This window comes from Vibrio sp. B1REV9, from assembly GCF_905175395.2.
Classification (GTDB): Bacteria; Pseudomonadota; Gammaproteobacteria; order Enterobacterales; family Vibrionaceae; genus Vibrio; species Vibrio alfacsensis.
This window is the reverse complement of record NZ_CAJIMW020000221.1, coordinates 813,570-829,952: the sequence shown is the minus strand read 5'-3', so window position 1 is coordinate 829,952 and position 16,383 is coordinate 813,570. Positions and strand designations below refer to the sequence as shown.

The 16,383-nt window shown below is 42.4% G+C and carries 13 protein-coding genes and 1 other RNA gene; 6 read left to right on the top strand and 8 right to left on the bottom strand.

From position 1 onward, the window contains the following. Positions 1–82: 82 nt before the first annotated feature. Complete coding sequence (locus tag KHN78_RS04235) at positions 83–2,551, top strand: DNA cytosine methyltransferase (RefSeq protein WP_211919906.1); 2,469 nt, start codon at positions 83–85, stop codon at positions 2,549–2,551. Between the two features lie 82 nt (positions 2,552–2,633). On the opposite strand, the gene KHN78_RS04230 is transcribed toward KHN78_RS04235, so the two are convergent. Together KHN78_RS04230 and KHN78_RS04225 are read right to left on the bottom strand one after the other, a co-directional pair. Then, entirely contained in the window at positions 2,634–3,218 is a 585-nt protein-coding gene (locus KHN78_RS04230; RefSeq protein ID WP_211919905.1) for a hypothetical protein, read from the bottom strand. A gap of 133 nt (positions 3,219–3,351) precedes the next feature. After that, positions 3,352–4,539: a hypothetical protein gene (locus tag KHN78_RS04225; RefSeq protein ID WP_223917760.1), complete on the bottom strand. Its 1,188-nt coding sequence runs from the start codon at positions 4,537–4,539 to the stop codon at positions 3,352–3,354. 429 nt (positions 4,540–4,968) lie between these two features. Between KHN78_RS04225 and KHN78_RS04220 the strand changes: the two genes are divergently transcribed. The 3 genes from KHN78_RS04220 to KHN78_RS04210 all read left to right on the top strand — a co-directional run bounded on the left by KHN78_RS04220 (position 4,969) and on the right by KHN78_RS04210 (position 9,649). Continuing rightward, positions 4,969–5,448 (top strand): DUF1456 family protein, encoded by a 480-nt coding sequence (locus KHN78_RS04220; protein ID WP_004727605.1) that lies wholly within the window; start codon positions 4,969–4,971, stop codon positions 5,446–5,448. Positions 5,449–6,059: 611 nt separating this feature from the next. Continuing rightward, on the top strand, positions 6,060–8,249 hold the full coding sequence (locus KHN78_RS04215) for a helicase HerA domain-containing protein (protein WP_211919904.1): 2,190 nt from the start codon (positions 6,060–6,062) through the stop codon (positions 8,247–8,249). Further along, positions 8,249–9,649: a hypothetical protein gene (locus KHN78_RS04210; RefSeq protein ID WP_211919903.1), complete on the top strand. Its 1,401-nt coding sequence runs from the start codon at positions 8,249–8,251 to the stop codon at positions 9,647–9,649. Before KHN78_RS04215 ends, KHN78_RS04210 begins: the two co-directional genes overlap by 1 nt. 21 nt (positions 9,650–9,670) lie before the next feature. Here KHN78_RS04210 and KHN78_RS04205 read toward each other — a convergent pair whose 3' ends face one another. The 3 genes from KHN78_RS04205 to smpB all read right to left on the bottom strand — a co-directional run bounded on the left by KHN78_RS04205 (position 9,671) and on the right by smpB (position 11,763). Beyond that, positions 9,671–10,531: a DNA adenine methylase gene (locus KHN78_RS04205; RefSeq protein ID WP_211919902.1), complete on the bottom strand. Its 861-nt coding sequence runs from the start codon at positions 10,529–10,531 to the stop codon at positions 9,671–9,673. A 310-nt stretch (positions 10,532–10,841) separates the two neighbouring features. Then, positions 10,842–11,209, bottom strand: a transfer-messenger RNA (tmRNA) gene (gene ssrA, locus KHN78_RS04200). Between the two features lie 68 nt (positions 11,210–11,277). Further along, positions 11,278–11,763, bottom strand: coding sequence for an SsrA-binding protein SmpB (gene smpB, locus KHN78_RS04195; RefSeq protein ID WP_005440253.1), 486 nt, complete (start codon positions 11,761–11,763; stop codon positions 11,278–11,280). Between the two features lie 118 nt (positions 11,764–11,881). Between smpB and KHN78_RS04190 the strand changes: the two genes are divergently transcribed. Beyond that, positions 11,882–12,325 (top strand): SRPBCC family protein, encoded by a 444-nt coding sequence (locus KHN78_RS04190; RefSeq protein ID WP_211919901.1) that lies wholly within the window; start codon positions 11,882–11,884, stop codon positions 12,323–12,325. Continuing rightward, positions 12,315–12,668 (top strand): RnfH family protein, encoded by a 354-nt coding sequence (locus KHN78_RS04185; RefSeq protein ID WP_128811503.1) that lies wholly within the window; start codon positions 12,315–12,317, stop codon positions 12,666–12,668. The genes KHN78_RS04190 and KHN78_RS04185 overlap by 11 nt, the downstream gene beginning before the upstream one ends. Positions 12,669–12,731: 63 nt before the next feature. On the opposite strand, the gene bamE is transcribed toward KHN78_RS04185, so the two are convergent. The 3 genes from bamE to nadK all read right to left on the bottom strand — a co-directional run bounded on the left by bamE (position 12,732) and on the right by nadK (position 16,250). Then, a complete protein-coding gene (bamE, locus tag KHN78_RS04180; protein ID WP_128811502.1) occupies positions 12,732–13,091 on the bottom strand; it encodes an outer membrane protein assembly factor BamE in 360 nt (119 codons plus the stop codon). Between the two features lie 277 nt (positions 13,092–13,368). Further along, positions 13,369–15,033, bottom strand: coding sequence for a DNA repair protein RecN (recN, locus tag KHN78_RS04175; RefSeq protein WP_211919900.1), 1,665 nt, complete (start codon positions 15,031–15,033; stop codon positions 13,369–13,371). Positions 15,034–15,365: 332 nt separating this feature from the next. Further along, on the bottom strand, positions 15,366–16,250 hold the full coding sequence (nadK, locus tag KHN78_RS04170) for an NAD(+) kinase (RefSeq protein ID WP_128811500.1): 885 nt from the start codon (positions 16,248–16,250) through the stop codon (positions 15,366–15,368). Positions 16,251–16,383 lie beyond the last annotated feature (133 nt).

The following is a 16,383-nucleotide window of genomic DNA, read 5'->3' as shown; positions in this document are numbered from 1 at the left end:
TGCTTATATTTTTGCTGTTACCTTTCCCTTCTAATTGAATGTGTATGTGATAAAATCTCGCCTCAGTTTATGGGGAAATAACATGTTCACTTACGTTAGTTTATTTAGTTCTGCCGGAGTTGGTTGCTTTGGCTTAAAAGAGCTTGGCTTTAAATGCATTGCGACCGCAGAGCTTCTAGAAAAACGCATAAATATCCAGAAATACAACAACAAGTGTGAGTTTGAATCTGGCTATATTTGTGGCGATCTAACGCAACCTAAAACGCATGATGCCCTCTATGCGGAAATCAACGCATACAAACACCTTAAAAATATTAAAGATGTGGATCTTGTGGTTGCGACGCCGCCTTGTCAGGGGATGAGTGTTGCTAACCATAAAAAGAATGAAGAGCTTGGCCGCAACTCTCTTGTTGTTGAGTCATTGCGTATTGTGAAAGAGCAAAAGCCGCGATTCTTCATCTTTGAGAACGTGCGCGCATTCTTAAAGTCAACCTGTACCGATTTGGATGGGGTAGATAAGCCAATTAATGAAGCGATTCACACGAACCTCGCTCCAGATTATTTAATAGAGAGCAAGGTACTCAACCTGAAAAACTATGGCGCGAACTCAAGCCGAACTCGTACCCTTGTTATTGGTGTTCGACGCGATCAAAAAGGCGTGACTCCGTTGGATTTGTATCCAGATTACCGCCCTGAAAAAACATTGCGTGAAGTGATTGGGCATCTCCCAGCACTAAATACGATGGGCGAGTTCTCTAGTGATGATTTCTTCCATTCGTTTCGTCCATACAAAGAGAACATGTACCCGTGGATTGCCGCCACGGCATATGGAAAAAGTGCATTCGACAACCCAGAAGACCACTTAAAACCTCACAAAATTGAGGATGGCAAGATTGTTTTAAACCAAAGTAAGAACGGCGATAAATATCAGCGCCAACTTTGGGACAGAGTCGCGCCATGTATCCACACTCGAAATGACTGCTTACCGAGCCAAAATACCGTTCATCCGGTGGATCATCGTGTGTTTAGCATTCGTGAACTGATGTTGATGATGTCTATTCCAGAATCATTTCAGTGGTTGCCTGCAGGCTCGATTCCAGCTAACTCTGCGGATTTTGAAACCAAAAATCAGTTTAGAAAAAAAACGGAAGTGAACATTCGTCAGTGTTTAGGTGAGGCGGTTCCGAGTGCAGTATTTGGTGAGATTGGTAAAAAGATCCAAAAGTTAGAGCTACCAAAACTGTCAAAAAAAGACATCGCACAAACGATCAAGCAACATCAACTTGAAAACGCGGAAAACTTGTATCGCTTTGTTGAGCAAAACTGGACGCAGTACGCACGCCAAGACATGTTCAAGATCTGTGAACTGGCGAATGCGGAAAGGCTGCATACCGCGGCTTATTACACCGATCAAGAGATTTGCTTTTCTGCGATAGCACCGTTGCCAGAGATCAGTGCCGAGAACATTCGAGTGTTAGAGCCCTCTGTTGGTGTGGGTAATTTCTTGCATCAAATCGTGAAGAAGTACCAAGGAAAGCGTCTCATCATTGACTGCGTTGACATCAACCAAGAGTCCATCAAATTGTGCCAGTTGCTTGTCAGTAAGTACCTTGCCAACGAGAATGTGACGTTTAACTTCTATAATGAAGACTTTCTGCTTTGGGATGTGAAGAACAGCTATGATGTGGTGGTGGGTAACCCGCCATACATGAAAATCAAAGAGGCGGCGTTGCTAAAGCAATATCGTCGTGGCTTGTCGAATCAAAACACCAATAATATCTTTTCGTTTTTTATCGAGAAATGCAGCCAAGTGGCAAAACACGTCTCGTTGATTGTGCCTAAAGCATTGCTTAACGCGCCTGAGTACACTAAAACGCGAGAGTTGCTGGAAAACTACACATTACTTCATATCAATGACTACAACGAAAAGGCATTTGACGTAAAAATTGAGACGGTTTCCATCACGTTTACGACGGTAAAACCAAAAGCAAGCAGCAAAGTCACGGTGTACTCTTACTTGAACAAAGACTTTCTTTGCTTGGAGCAAGATTACCTAACACACACCTACTTCAATAGTTGGCTGTTATACCGAAATGATTGGTTTGACAGTATCTTTGATACATTGGAGTTTGGGAAATTTAAGGTGTTCCGAGACCGTCAGATCACAAAGCAACACACCAAAGAAGCCGGAAAATATCGCGTGATCAAATCTCGCAACATCGGCAATGGCGAGATCAAAAACATCGACAATTACGATTGTTATGTTGATGAACTGAGTGATTTTGCTGTAAGAAAGTATCTTGATTCTGATGTCATTCTTGTTCCGAACCTCACCTACAATCCGCGTGCGGCTCGTCTGCCAAAAAAACGCATCGCAGATGGTTCAGCGGCAATTTTGTATTCGGAAGAGTGCCCGAAAGATGAAGACATCGCCTACTTTTCTAGTGACGAGTTCAATAAGTTTTACCGCATCGCGAGAAACTACGGAACGCGTTCAATGAACATTGATAGCGTATCGGTGAATTATTTTGGTATGAAACGCCGAAGCTGATTTTATTGAGTCTGTACCCAAAGGCCAGCCATCCACGTGCTGGCCTTTTTTGTATCATGCGCGGGTCTTTTTGTATCACGTGCTACTGAAACTCTGCGCTTGTTAACTGTTTAAGCGCTTCAATCGGTCGCAGCTCGGATGTACGTATTGGTGCGCCTGGTGAGGGGGATTGCCCTCCATCTGGGCGAAACCTTGTTGGTGTGTAACGAGTTTGAATATCGCGAGCAGAGATAAACCCAATCGGATACCAAGCGTTGTTCTCTTCTCGGATGGTTAAACCAAACACCACCACATCGTACTTTTTGAGGAGGTTAAATTGCCCCTCGCTGTACAAACGTCGGCCATAGATAGCATCATCATCAATGGTTCGTTGAATGATTTTATGCGCATGACGCTTGGGTACGGTTTCTGTTTTGACATCAATCACCAAGTTGTTGAGTCTAAAATCACAATCATCAATGGTTAAGTAATTGTCACGGATGTTTTGTCGCCAATCTTCCCCCATTAACTGACAAAAACAAAACTCGCCAAGAAAACCAATCTGGTTTCGTTCATCAGAGCTAAAGTGCGCTACCTCAAAGTGGTGTTTAATGTGGTGCTCTCTTTTTTCTGATTCCGCTTGAGCAGCGTCGATCATTTCTTTGGTAAAGCCAACTGACGTCATCATTCCCTCTCTTTTTCGTCTTTGGTGTTCCAAGTTTCTAGCCGTGAGCTTGGGTGTTTTAAATGGCGATAGGATGGCGTCTATCTCACGTAGCGTTATCATCCATCGCCATGAAGCTATTGCGTTGCTGAGCGTTTTATTGCACGTATTCTTCTGCTAATCGATGGCGGATCTCAGCAACGCCCATACCATCTAACAGCAACTCTTTATCTAAACCAATGTTCACCACACGCATGAACTCTGCAAGGCTATAAAACTCATCTTTCTCTCGGTATACAGATTTCTCAATGCTATCGAGCTTAGCCAGCAGTGCGACCAGTTGATAAGACTTAGAGATTTGCTGTGTATTTGCATTTGGGTGTGCAAAGTCCAAGTGTTGCCCAGAGGTAATCAGAATTAGGTTCTCGAACGTATCGGAAAGCTCTGGAAATTGGTGTTTAGGAAAGATGTGATGAACATTATTCGCTTCCAATTCTCGGTAGCGGTTGATCTCGCTTTTTCCATCGTGGTAGCGCTTGATGTGTTTCTTCGCTCGTTCGACTTGGTAGATCTCAGTGGCGGTGTCTTCCGGAAAGCTCGCGAGGAACGTACTTCTTGGCGTACCTTTTGGCTTATCATGATCCCTAAAGTTCACTCGGTTATAAAACAGCTCATGGTATGAGATCGGAGAGCCAGAAAGGCGGCCTGCTTTTGTGCCGTAGTTCGATTGATCAAACGCCAGTGGGTTGAGCACCTTAGAGAAGATTCGGCGACTTTCCGTCAAGCCGTTGATCGGCGTGTGCTCAATAATAAAGTTGCAGTAGTGCTCTTTTAGATGAGTAAAGCTGTTTGCGTTTGGAGACGTAAAAAAGCGGTCAAACTCGTCCTTTAAGCCGCTATCACTGAGCACTTTGTTTAGGTAGATGACCAAAAATTCCAGCGCCTTTTTCTCGCCCGTGGCAATAAACTGCAAGATGCTTTCATTTAATACGACATAGCGTTTTGCACGCCCTGTAGACTCAATGGTTTTGATCAATTGGGCATACTCAAACAGTTTTACTGGTTGAGACGCGACCTTATCATACTCACTCGCTGCACCAGGGTGGCTGATCGATGGCTTTTGAAATTGGTTAACCATCACGGTATCGAGCTCTTCCGATTCCATCAGATCTCGGATGGTAAACGACGCATTTCCACGATCGATGTACTCTAAAATCACTTCAGCCAGTGAACTAACCACATCTGGGGTACATTTTTGGTCAATATAGCGGCCATTTCCTGAGATTCTTAGGTCTAGGTTTAGCTGATCAAAATGCTGACAGATGGTTTCCTTAATTCTTTTCATTACGTTATGACTCCAAACTATAACTATAGTTTTATAATTGCAATTATAGTGGATACTGTCAATTTAATTTTTAATACATGCTCAAAGAGGGCGCTTTTGTTTGTTTTTAATACTTTTTTGGCGGATCTGTAATACAAAAAACATGGTATCAACTATAGTTAACTTGGTTTTAACTATAACTGGATGTTCGGACTTACGTTGGGTTCATTAAGTGATGCTAATTAGGGAAGAGAGATGTTGATTCGTGGGGTATTACCAACTTCGCCAACTAGTTCGAGTAGGCCGTCTTATTTCCATTTTTTAACCTACCGAAGAAACGTGTTCTCTGTTAGAGTCACCGTCAACTACGCTATTGAATAAAGACACCCACAGATCGCATGTAATTGATGGATTTTTATTCTCCCTTAGAACTCATTTTAGGAACCCCTAGTGACTAACAACGAAATTTTACGTCGTATCCAACACGCGTTAAACCTTAAAAACGCACAGATAATGAAAGCTTTCGGGCAGGCCGAAGTGACTGTGGCTCACGATAAAGTGGCAAACTGGTTAAAAGATGAAAGCGACAAATCTAGCGTTAAGATGAAGGATCAAGAGTTAGCGGTATTCTTAAATGGCTTTATTAACCTCAAGCGAGGCAAAAAAGACGGCGAGCAACCTAAACCAGAAGTCACGTTGACCAACAACATGATTCTCATGAAGCTGCGCATTGCGCTAGACATGAAAGCAGAAGATGTGTTGGACGTATTAGAAGTGGTTGGTATTAGTTTAAGTAAATACGAAATTGGTGCGTATTTCCGCAAGCCAAACAACAAAAACTACAAACAGTGTGAAGACCAACTGCTGTGCGACTTCTTAAATGGTGTGCAGTTTACCAATCGTCCCGATTCTGAAGAGTTTACGGGGTAATTTTTATCTCGAATCGAACGTGGTAATTGATTAAAAAAGCGAGAACCATTTCATTTGGTTACTCGCTTTTATCATGTTAAAAACCGATATTAGAGATTCACAATCACGTCTACTCTTTATCTTTCTTCAGTAGATATCTATCAGACCACGCTGAAATCTGGTTGGCTTTTAGAATCAAGACACCCTTCTCGATGACCCCACCAAGATAAACCTAAGCTAAAACCTTAAGACAGTTAGGGGCCTCTATTCTGGTTAAGCTATTCCAGACACCTTGTAGTGGTTCACTAAAACTGGCCACGTATGTAGAGTTTTTCCATACTTTTGGTCATGCGAGCAGGGTCACGACTGACGCCATTAGTAACACGAATTTGCCCCAAAATCATTTTCGATGAATCGGCGATTTTGTCACCTTAACAGTTTTTAACATATTTTTTGTTAGGCTCAGAAGTGACTACAATTGTCAGGTCTGAGTGCTAGTGCAGAAACGTATGTATTGTCTCAGGAAAATATAAATATATTAATGATTTGCATTAAATTATATGATTAATCTTCATTACAACTTAAGAAAAAAGTACTAAAGTTAGTGTTTTTATAATTAGATGAATGGCGATATGAACAAATTTATTGGCAACGTTTTAGGCTCAGAAGATAAGCTACTTAAACTATTAGGTAATAACCCTATTGATCATTTGGTGGGGTATGTATATTCAATGGATTTCCGAGAAGCTAGTATTCTCACCAACGATTATCATAAAGAGCAAGTAGCGGGTATACCCCACAATAGCTTTTTAGTCGCCACTTCCTTAAATCCGGATAAGGTTTCAGCTGGTACTGAATTGGATCGAGAAGTCATTCTACTTAGAGTGTTAGGTCCTGCAAAGCTTCCAACTGATGATGACTACGTCAGAACAAGAATTGAACACAACCAGCGTAGAACCTCTGATGAAGTATTTGTTAATGATCGACTTGATGGCTTAGACGTTCTAACACACTCTGAGCTTCAAGCTGGTGGTTTGAGATGTCGCATATTGGGGACTTTTTTCATAGATAAAGGTGAATTAAGACTTGGGAGTGATGTTGAAAACTATATGTCTGTTAATCGACTGCGTGTTTTCAAACCGAGGGGCGAAGCTCTGGAAACTATAGTCAATCATGTAAATGAAGAAGTAAAAGTAAAAGCTCTTGAAGAAGCTCTAAAATCAGGTTTTACGGCAATGCCAACGGCTATCGATATTGGTACTGTGCGTTATACCTCAACAGCTAGATTACACAGAGCTGTTACCGAAGCTCTTGTTTCGGTTCAGATCCAGCCCACCGACTTTTTAGCCCGCCGTACAGCGATTCTTGGTATGACTCGTACTGGTAAATCTAACACATTAAAGACGACCGTTGCTTCTGTCGCTATGTCTGCTGCCAAAGATAATACGAAAGTAGGTCAAATAATATTTGATATTAATGGTGAGTACGCAAATGTGAACCAACAGGATGACGGAAGTTCAATTGCAGATGTCTTTAAGGGAGATGTTGTTTGTTACAGAGGAATGGCAAGTGAAGATCCAGCAGTAAGAGATTTGAGAAATAACTTTTATGAACGGCCAGATATAGGTTTGACGATCATTCAAGATATTCTGAAAGATGAAAATATCTCTGCTGGTGATATGAGAATTTTGGTTTCTTCACTTTCATTTGATGAGCTGCCTGAAGATGCGACAGAAAGCGAAAAAGTTCGCTTTGAAAGGTTGGTAGCGGCGTTTAAAGCACTTCTGTACACCCGAGGTTTTGAGGCGCCTAAAAACTACAAGGTCAAGTTAAGCGTGTCAAAAGACGTGAAGCGTCAGATACTTGAGCAAAATTATACTGATGTTGTTAGTGACTTAGAAGAACGTTTGGGTAAAAAACCTTCTCAGGAGGAGTTGAAGGTTGAAGCTGATGGTTATTTCCCTAATTATTCTTCAGGAGTAACTCTTTCGGAACTTGTGAAGTTCTTTATCGATGCACGCAGTGCGGATAAGAAAATACGCAAAGAATATGAAGCGGCGGAAAGTGAGTTTAAAAAGAAAGGAACGAAAATTCCAGCGGGATTATGGCCATCTTTAAGAAGTAAGAAAGCTGGAGATGATTGGATTGATGATAACTTAAAAGCGCTGGTCAACTTGATTGCGGGCAAGAATGAAACTGATATGCCTATCCGAGTAAAAAGCTATCTAGGACCAATTGCTGAATACCACAGTATTCATCGAGATGGAGAAGTTGAATCAGAGATATACGAATTACTGTTAGACGGGAAAATTGTGATTCTAGATCTTTCTGTTGGTTCTGAAATGGTGCGAAAGGCCATGGCTCTTCGAATTGCTAGACATGTTCTTACTCGTTCGATGGGACGGTTCCATAAAAACGAGTATTTACCGAATATAGTTATATATGTTGAGGAAGCTCACAACTTGATTGGCCGTAAGGATGACTTAACAGGAGTATGGCCAAGAATCGCTAAGGAAGGAGCAAAAGCGAAAATTGCATTTGTATACGCAACACAAGAGCCGTCGTCGATTCATCCTAATATTCTGGCGAACACAGAAAACTGGTTTGTTACCCATCTTAACAATGAGGATGAGTTGCGTTCACTCGGTAAGTTCTATGATTTCGCTGATTTCCATGCTTCGTTGAAAACTGCTCAGGATGTTGGTTTTGCACGGATTAAAACTTTGTCCTCTCCGTTCGTTGTTCCGACTCAAATTAATCGTTTTACGCCAGACGAACTTGCTAAAGAGTATGCTGAAATTAAACGTACGAGAGGTGAATAATGCCTTACAACAGAGAACCAGCGGGTAAAGGCGGTCATGTAGACGTAGTAAAGAATCCTGATGTACAAGACTTCCTTAAGAATTGTAGTTGTCTAACTCCACCGTCAGAAGAAGAAGCAAAAAAAATCACACAAGATTATATCCTTTGGGAAGAGGGAGATGGTTGGTTGCCTGATTATGTAGTTGCTTCTGATGCCAGCCCTTATAAGGAGCCAATTCCGGGTCTATTTCCAAGTACTCAGGTTGGCTATGTCAAAAATAGCATGGTCATCATTAAGGTTTCGGAATATAAGGAACTAAAGCCAGAAAAATCAAACTTTGTGGACCCATTCAAAGTTGCAGAACTACACAGAAGTGGTGATCCAATATCGTTTACTTTGCCGGGCTGTAATGTTCGTTATAAGGATTCAGCAACTGTAAAAGACGGCTTTCGCTTAGCTATTTATGAACAGCTTTCGGATATGCGAACCAGTTTTACGAACGATAAAAGCTATAATGTTGTTGGTACACTTCTCGCTATTGATGGTGGCGAAGTTAAGCTTAAAACATGCCCTTCGTGTGGTCAGCAAGGTGACTTTATATTCAAGGTTAAAGAGGAAGTACAGTGTTGTCAGTCATGTGGGCAGGACGTTTATGTCACGGATGTAATGCGAATACATGAACAAATTTCCGATTTAGGTGATAACGGTTCGGCGATCACAAGATTTATGAATGTAGTAGAGCATTTGATTATTGCTTCATTTATTCGAATGGTTGGTTATCGTGACCCGCATTTGCTAAGCCGAATGGCTTTTGTGCTTGATGGCCCTTTAGCAATATTTGGGCAACCTGCAAAAGTACATGCCAGATTGCTAAAATTGTATTCCAAAGTGTCTGCTCATTTGAAGGAGAAAGGATTAGAGCCGCCTTTAATCATGGGTATACAAAAGACCGGGACAGCAGTTGAACATGCCAAAGGTTTATCTCGATACATTGAGCCTGGCGCTTTCCGTGTTATTGATGATGAATATAGACATCGGTACATTGCGGCTCGTTCAGAAGCATCAGATAATTTTGGTCATGAAACTTACTATGGTCAGGATTTTATCTATAAAACGAAAAATGGAAAAGTTTTTGTATTTGGTTTGGTTTATCCGTTTGAATACAAAACGCCTTTTGGGGATTCGGACGAAGATACCAAAGCAAAAGATGCAAAGAAAAAATTTGCTCAGGAAAAAGTCGAAGTCCACAGATACATCCCAATGCTTGGCCGAGCTATGAATCTAGTGACTCATTTCGAATTAGAGCTCTATGAGAATGCGATTGTCCCTATTGCACTGGCTCATAGACATGCTTCGATAAGCTTGGTTCCAGGAGGAAAAGTTCTAGATATTCTTTCTAGAAAAGGTCTCGATCTTTAAGCGTAAAAGTAGAGAGCAACCTTATTTGGTTGCTCTTTGCAGACCTAATGAGTTTGGCACTCGTAGCCCCGGGCTTACGACCAAAAGTTCTGTGCCCTTTTTCTTATCTGCTGCGCTGTAATTGAGTGAGAAAGTAAACTGACGATAGCTGCTATACAGTTGTTTTATTTGCTCTGCATTATCGTAAGTTAGCATCCAGCGCCCTTCTATTTGTCCTATTACATCGGCTAATTCATGATGATCACAAGGTTCATAGAAATTTGTATATAAACTTTGGCCTTTTACAAAATAAGGTGGATCAATACAGTAAAAGCTTCTGTCTACATTGGCTTCAATATGGTTAATAAAATCAACAGCATCCATGTTGTAGGTGTGAATTTTGTCAGATAAAGTAGCTATTTTTCGGATTTTACTTATTAGACTTTTCTTATTAAATCGGCAGTCTAAAGGGTACTTACTTTGTTGCTTTAAGCCACCAATAACTCCAGCCTTTTGAATAATTCCTGAACGGTTAGTTCTGTTTAAAAAAAAGCTAGAAAACCCTAAAGTTAAAGTATCAACTTGTTCTTTTCTTTCTTGTATCCCTTTCTGAATATGCCATTCATCTATAGTGATATCAGTGTCATTTACTAATTGAATAAACTCTTCTGTATTATTCAATATCGAATGCCAGAACGCCCAGATGGAAAGATCAATATCATTCAAATGGATATGAGGGACTACCTTGTTAAACAACAAAGATAAAGCTAACCCTGCTCCACCTGCATAGGGTTCTACATAATGTGCAGTACGTAGTTTGTTTGCACCAATTATCTCTGAAACCATTGGGGTTATCGCTGTTTTACCACCTGGGTATCTGAGTGGTGAAGGTGTTACTGGCATTAATTACTCTCCAAAATTCAGGCCGCATTCTAACATTGAATCTTGTTCTATGTGTAGTTAAGTTCTAATGAATTGTCATAAATGGATGCTGTTTATGTAGTGTAGTAGCCAAGTAAAATTGGCTTTCATTTTAGACATTTCCCATACATTTTTTCATCTGAAATAAGTTCAGTTAAGTCTTATTCCTAGCTCATTCTTGTCCAAGAATGTGTTGGGTCAAAGGTAAGTTATTACTGGTTTTGGTGAGAGTGGGTATGGTGCAGATACAAAAAGGCCGCTAACCCGAGAGTTAGCGGCCTTTCCAAACGTTTGGTGGAGCTGGCGGGAGTTGAACCCGCGTCCGAAAACCTTTCATCATTGGTACTACATGCTTAGTCGATCTTTAAATTCACCACCAACCTGCGAACCGACACGCTAGTTGATGACTATCCTGAATTATAATTCGTCGTTCATCTCTCAGGCGGGAGAATCCGGACTAGCGCGTTTGGGTTTGATCCCTCGTTGGTCCCCGTCTTACGTGCGGAAGCTAGGGCGAGAGAGCTCTGAGCAGGTTATTAAGCTGCTAGTGCGTAGTTTTCGTCGTTTGCGACTATTTTTTTGCGGTTTGTTAACGAGGCCTACCGCACCTCGGCATGCACCTCAGACTTCTGAATTCCCGTCGAATCCTAAATCAGCCCCAGAGGTAATATCCGCATAGTAACAGAAAAGTGTAAGCTGTCCAGCACTATGCGTCTAAGTGGTCAAGTTTAACGCAGTGAGCTCTTCATCACACGCGCTTTTTCACGAGCCCAATCTTTTTCTTTAAGATCGGTACGCTTATCGTGCAGTTTTTTACCTTTAGCCACACCGATTTTGATCTTCACCCAAGAGCGAGACCAGTAAAGTGATAACGCTGCTAGCGTCATACCTTCACGGTTGATGCGACCAAGCAGGTTGTCGAGTTCTCGACGGCTCATAAGTAGCTTACGCACGCGCGTCGGGTTCGCAACAACGTGAGTCGATGCTTGATTAAGAGGAGTAATAGTCATTCCACTGACAAAAGCCTCTCCGTCACGCATAAAGACGTAGCTTTCTGCGATATTGGCTTTTCCTTGGCGAAGGGCTTTTACTTCCCAACCTTGTAGCTCCAAGCCAGCTTCAATTTCATCGTCAATGAAGTATTCGTGGCGAGCTTTTTTATTAAGCGCGATAGTGTTGCTACCCGCTTTTTGCTTTGATTTTTTCTTTACCATAATGGCCTCATTATACGGATTGGAAATTGGTTAGGAAATCCTTTTATTTGCGCTATCGTCGAATAAAAGTAAAATTGGCGCAAGCCTTAAACACGTATGCGTATCGAGAGGAGAGTGTATGAAGCAAATTAGCCGTTCTGCTTTGGTGTCTTTTAGTGCAGAGCAGATGTTCGATCTGGTCAATGATGTTTCTAAGTATCCTGAGTTTCTTCCTGGTTGTTCAGGTTCACGAATCCTTGAGTCTTCGAACTGTGCTATGGTGGCTTCTGTTGATGTTGCAAAAGCAGGTATCAGCAAAACGTTCACAACCTCTAATGAGCTTATTCCGGGTCAGGCAATCATGATGAACTTGGTTGACGGGCCTTTTAAAACCTTACGAGGTGGTTGGCTGTTTACGGCGCTTGATGAGCAAGCATGTAAAGTGGAACTGAAACTGGAGTTTGAGTTCTCAAGCAAAATGATCGAAATGGCATTTGGTAAGATTTTTAATGAGCTAACCGGTAACATGGTGAATGCGTTTACCAAGCGCGCAAAACAGGTGTACGAATGCTATGAGTATTGAATCGGATATGATTCATGTGGAGGTGGTGTATGCGCTTCCTCATGAGCAACGAGTGTTCAACTTGGTGGTGAACAACCAAGCGACGGCAGAAGAGATCATCCGTCAATCAGGCGTGCTAGAGTTGTACCCTGAAATTGATTTAAACAAAAACAAAATTGGTGTGTATAGCCGTAATGTTCGTTTGGATGCGACGGTTCGAGATAAAGACCGCATTGAGATTTATCGTCCGTTGCTGGCGGATCCAAAAGAGATTCGTCGTAAGCGTGCTGAACAAGCAAAAGCGGCGGGCAGTGCCGATCCTGTGACAGGCGGAAAGCCAAATACGTTACGTAAAAGTGACTGATTCTAAATGGGATCTTGAGATACAAAAAAACCTCGCTTGTGCGAGGTTTTTTTATGAAATGAGTTACTGAATTTGCTCGTAAAACGCGTCGCTTTTCGGGTAATCACCAGTAATATCCGCTAAGGTTCCTTGATCGTTGAACTGAACGATAAGATCTCTTTGGATTGGGTCACCATGGCCCGGAGTATGATGGTAAATGTAGTACCAAGTATTTGGGTAGCCATTTTCGATCAGCATAGGAGAGCCAAGAACGAAGCGAACCTGTGCTTTAGTCATCCCAAACTTTAATTTATCTACCGCACTTTGCTCTACGTAGTTGCCTTGGTTGATATCAATGCGATAAACCAGTTTTTCTAATACCGAACATCCTGTCAGCAATGTCATTGCTAATGGTACGGCAACTAACCACTTCTTTAATTGCATAATAATTTCTTAGTAACCTTTAAAATACTGCGCTGATAATAAACAAGCTCGACGCAGATGTAAAAAGCTATGCGTCGTATAGTAGGATATCTGACAACGAATTTTGAGTTGAGTTGCATTTATTGGTTGATATTGCGCGATAATTGGCAGGATTTGACGAGGTAGTGAGGGGGGTGAAATGCACTTTTTGATTGATGGTTGTCTCGCTATAAGCCGATTTGTGATACTTGGTGAGCCATTGCTTCTTGCTGTGGCTCACCAATGAATCATAAAGTCTCTAAGCGGCGACGAGTAACTCTTTGGCGTTGGCTAGCGTAGAGTCTGTGATTTGGCTTCCCCCCAGTAGGCGAGCCAGTTCTGCCACACGTTGCTCTTCATCTAGCGTGCGCATTTGAGTTTCGGTTTGACCACTTTTGGTGTGCTTGGCCACAAACATTTGTTGATGACCACACCCTGCGACTTGCGGTAAGTGTGTGACACACATGACTTGCGTTGATTCACCCAGTTTACGCAGCATTTTGCCAACGACAGCGGCTGTCGGGCCACTGATACCTACGTCTACTTCATCGAAGATTAGGCTAGGTGTATCGACTTTCTGTGCGGTGATCACTTGGATCGCTAGCGAGATGCGCGATAGCTCACCACCCGATGCCACTTTCGCAATTGGCTGAAGGGGTTGGCCCGGGTTAGTGGATACTAAGAAACATACGCTGTCCATACCCAGTGGTGATGGGTGGGTGTTCTCATTAGTCACTTCAATGCTGAACACGGCTTTTTCCATGCTTAGCTCATGCATGCTTTGTGTGATTAGCTTGTTCAGCTCTTTGGCATAGCGGCTACGTGATTTATGTAATTTTTCTGCTTGGTTGAGGAAGCTGTGATATTTTTGGTCAACTTCTTGAGCCAACTCATCCAGTTTTTCGTCTGAACAATCAAGCGCTTCAATTTGTCCGAGCAGATCTTGATGGTGCTGGTAGAGTTCATCTGGCATGACATGGTGTTTGCGTGCCATCGACATCACTTTAGAAAAACGCTCTTCGACATAAGCCATGCGGCCAGGATCAACATCAATACCATCTAGGTAGCTACGCAGTTCGTTTTTTGTTTCTTCGAGTTGGATCATGGCTTCTTCGAGCATGTTTGGTAGCTCTGCCAGTTTTTCATCTAACTCAGCAAGTTGATTTAGGGAGTGATTGGCCGATTGCAAAATACCAAGCGCATTGACTTCTTCACCTTCGTAAATAAGTTCGATGGCTTGTTGGCAGGTAGCGGCAAGTTCACCACTGTTGGACAGTCGTTTGTGCTCTTGTTCGAGCTCTGCAAATTCTTCTTCACCTAGCGATAACTCATTCAGTTCTTTGATTTGATATTCAAGCAACTGTTTTTGTGCCTGGTTCTGCTGGCTGTTCTCTTTTAGTTGCTTAAGATGGTTGTCCGCTTGACGCCAATTCTGGTAAGCACTACGAGTGCTTTTAAGGAGATTTAGGTGCCCTGCGTATTGATCGAGCATCGCCATTTGGTAGTCGCTTTTCATTAACTGATGATGCGCGTGCTGACCATGAATGTTGATCAAAAGCTGCCCAAGAGATTTGAGTTGAGAAAGAGGAACTGGGCTGCCATTAATAAAGGCTCTTGAACGGCCTTCTTTGGTGATGATACGTCGCAAAATACATTCGCTGCCATCAAGTAGATCGTTGTCTTCTAGCCAGCGAGAGGCGTGCACGTTGTTGTCCAGCAAAAAGGCGGCACTGACTTCGGTTTTCTCTTCACCTTGGCGTACCATGCCCGCGTCGGCACGTCCCCCTAAACAAAGACCTAAGGCATCAATCGCAATGGATTTACCTGCACCGGTTTCACCTGTAATGGTGGTCATGCCCTTTGAAAGCTCGAGCTGTAAAGACTTAACAATCGCAAAATTATTAACACTTAGATGCGCCAGCATTTTTATTTACCTGTATAACTGAACAATACTGTATAAGAAAACAGTATATACTGTTTCTTTATACAGTAAAGTAATCAGGTGAAATTTGTGATTAATTTCTCTATATAACCAGTAGCTTGAGTGGTTTTAGGTTTCAAAATTGGGCGGAAAGAAGGGATAACAGGGAGAGAAATCAAGCCGATGTGAGGGCATCGGCGTTAATCTGGCTAAGCGGTGCACAGATCTAAGCAGTGCACAGATCTAAGCAGTACACGGATCTAAGCACGATAGGGTCTAAGAACTGCAATGTCTACGCATGTGAGAAAGCGTTGCGATATGAAAGCATTAGATCTCTAGAACAGTTTGCTCGACCAACCTAGCTTGTTTCTGAGTACGTGGTAGTAGCTGTAGTCTTTCGGATGGATCAGTTTGAGCACATTCGGGCTCTGGTAGATGTGGATTTCATCACCAGGGGAGACCGGCAAAGAGACTTGTCCATCACAGCTGACTTCTTGTGTGCCGCGATTTTCGGGAGAAACCACAAGTTTAATACGGCGCTTTCCATCCACAACGAGCGGCCGGCTCGATAGCGTATGCGGAAACATTGGCACAAGAGAAATGGCGTTTAAGCTCGGCGAGAGGATTGGACCGCCGCCAGATAATGAATAAGCCGTTGAACCCGTAGGTGTTGAAACGATCAAGCCATCTGCGCGCAGTGAAAATGCGAAGCTGTTGTCGATATAGACCTCAAACTCAATCATGTGAGCGACTTGACCTGGGTGCAAAACTGCTTCATTTAATGCTGCATTGTGGCTTTTGATTTGCCCGTGGCGATGAATTTCAGCCTCTAATAAGAAACGTTCTTCTTCAATGTATTCGCCGTCTAATACTGCTTTTAGGGCCGCTTTAAAATCGTCGGGGTTGAGGTCGGTTAAGAACCCAAGGTTGCCTCGGTTTACACCAATAACAGCGACATCAAAACGTGATAAGATACGAGCAGCACCTAGCATGTTGCCGTCGCCCCCAACAACAATGGCGAGATCGGCAATTTTGCCTAGTTCAACCATGCTAGCAAATTGGCCTTGCGGGATATCGTCTAAAATAGCGGCAAGGCGATCATCGATAAATACTTGGTAACCTTCAGAGGTCAGCCATTCATAAAGCTCTCTATGAGTTTGAATAGCCTGCTGATCACGGGGTTTTCCGATAATTGCGATCACGTTACATGGGTTTTTCATAGCATTTCCGCATTAAAGAGGCTTGAATCAGGAATCTTCATCCCCATAATAATGGCAAGTTACCTAAATATGCGAATTTTTATGTGGTTAAAGCTCGTAAAACGTGCGCAGCTTTAAGGACATTAAGTTGAAT

Coding starts and splice junctions, on each gene's coding strand:
- KHN78_RS04235 (WP_211919906.1), top strand. CDS start 83: ATGTTCACTTACGTTAGTTTATTTAGTTCTGCCGGAGTTGGTTGCTTT.
- KHN78_RS04230 (WP_211919905.1), bottom strand. CDS start 3,218: ATGATGACGTCAGTTGGCTTTACCAAAGAAATGATCGACGCTGCTCAA.
- KHN78_RS04225 (WP_223917760.1), bottom strand. CDS start 4,539: ATGAAAAGAATTAAGGAAACCATCTGTCAGCATTTTGATCAGCTAAAC.
- KHN78_RS04215 (WP_211919904.1), top strand. CDS start 6,060: ATGAACAAATTTATTGGCAACGTTTTAGGCTCAGAAGATAAGCTACTT.
- KHN78_RS04210 (WP_211919903.1), top strand. CDS start 8,249: ATGCCTTACAACAGAGAACCAGCGGGTAAAGGCGGTCATGTAGACGTA.
- KHN78_RS04205 (WP_211919902.1), bottom strand. CDS start 10,531: ATGCCAGTAACACCTTCACCACTCAGATACCCAGGTGGTAAAACAGCG.
- smpB (WP_005440253.1), bottom strand. CDS start 11,763: ATGGTAAAGAAAAAATCAAAGCAAAAAGCGGGTAGCAACACTATCGCG.
- KHN78_RS04190 (WP_211919901.1), top strand. CDS start 11,882: ATGAAGCAAATTAGCCGTTCTGCTTTGGTGTCTTTTAGTGCAGAGCAG.
- KHN78_RS04185 (WP_128811503.1), top strand. CDS start 12,315: ATGAGTATTGAATCGGATATGATTCATGTGGAGGTGGTGTATGCGCTT.
- bamE (WP_128811502.1), bottom strand. CDS start 13,091: ATGCAATTAAAGAAGTGGTTAGTTGCCGTACCATTAGCAATGACATTG.
- recN (WP_211919900.1), bottom strand. CDS start 15,033: ATGCTGGCGCATCTAAGTGTTAATAATTTTGCGATTGTTAAGTCTTTA.
- nadK (WP_128811500.1), bottom strand. CDS start 16,250: ATGAAAAACCCATGTAACGTGATCGCAATTATCGGAAAACCCCGTGAT.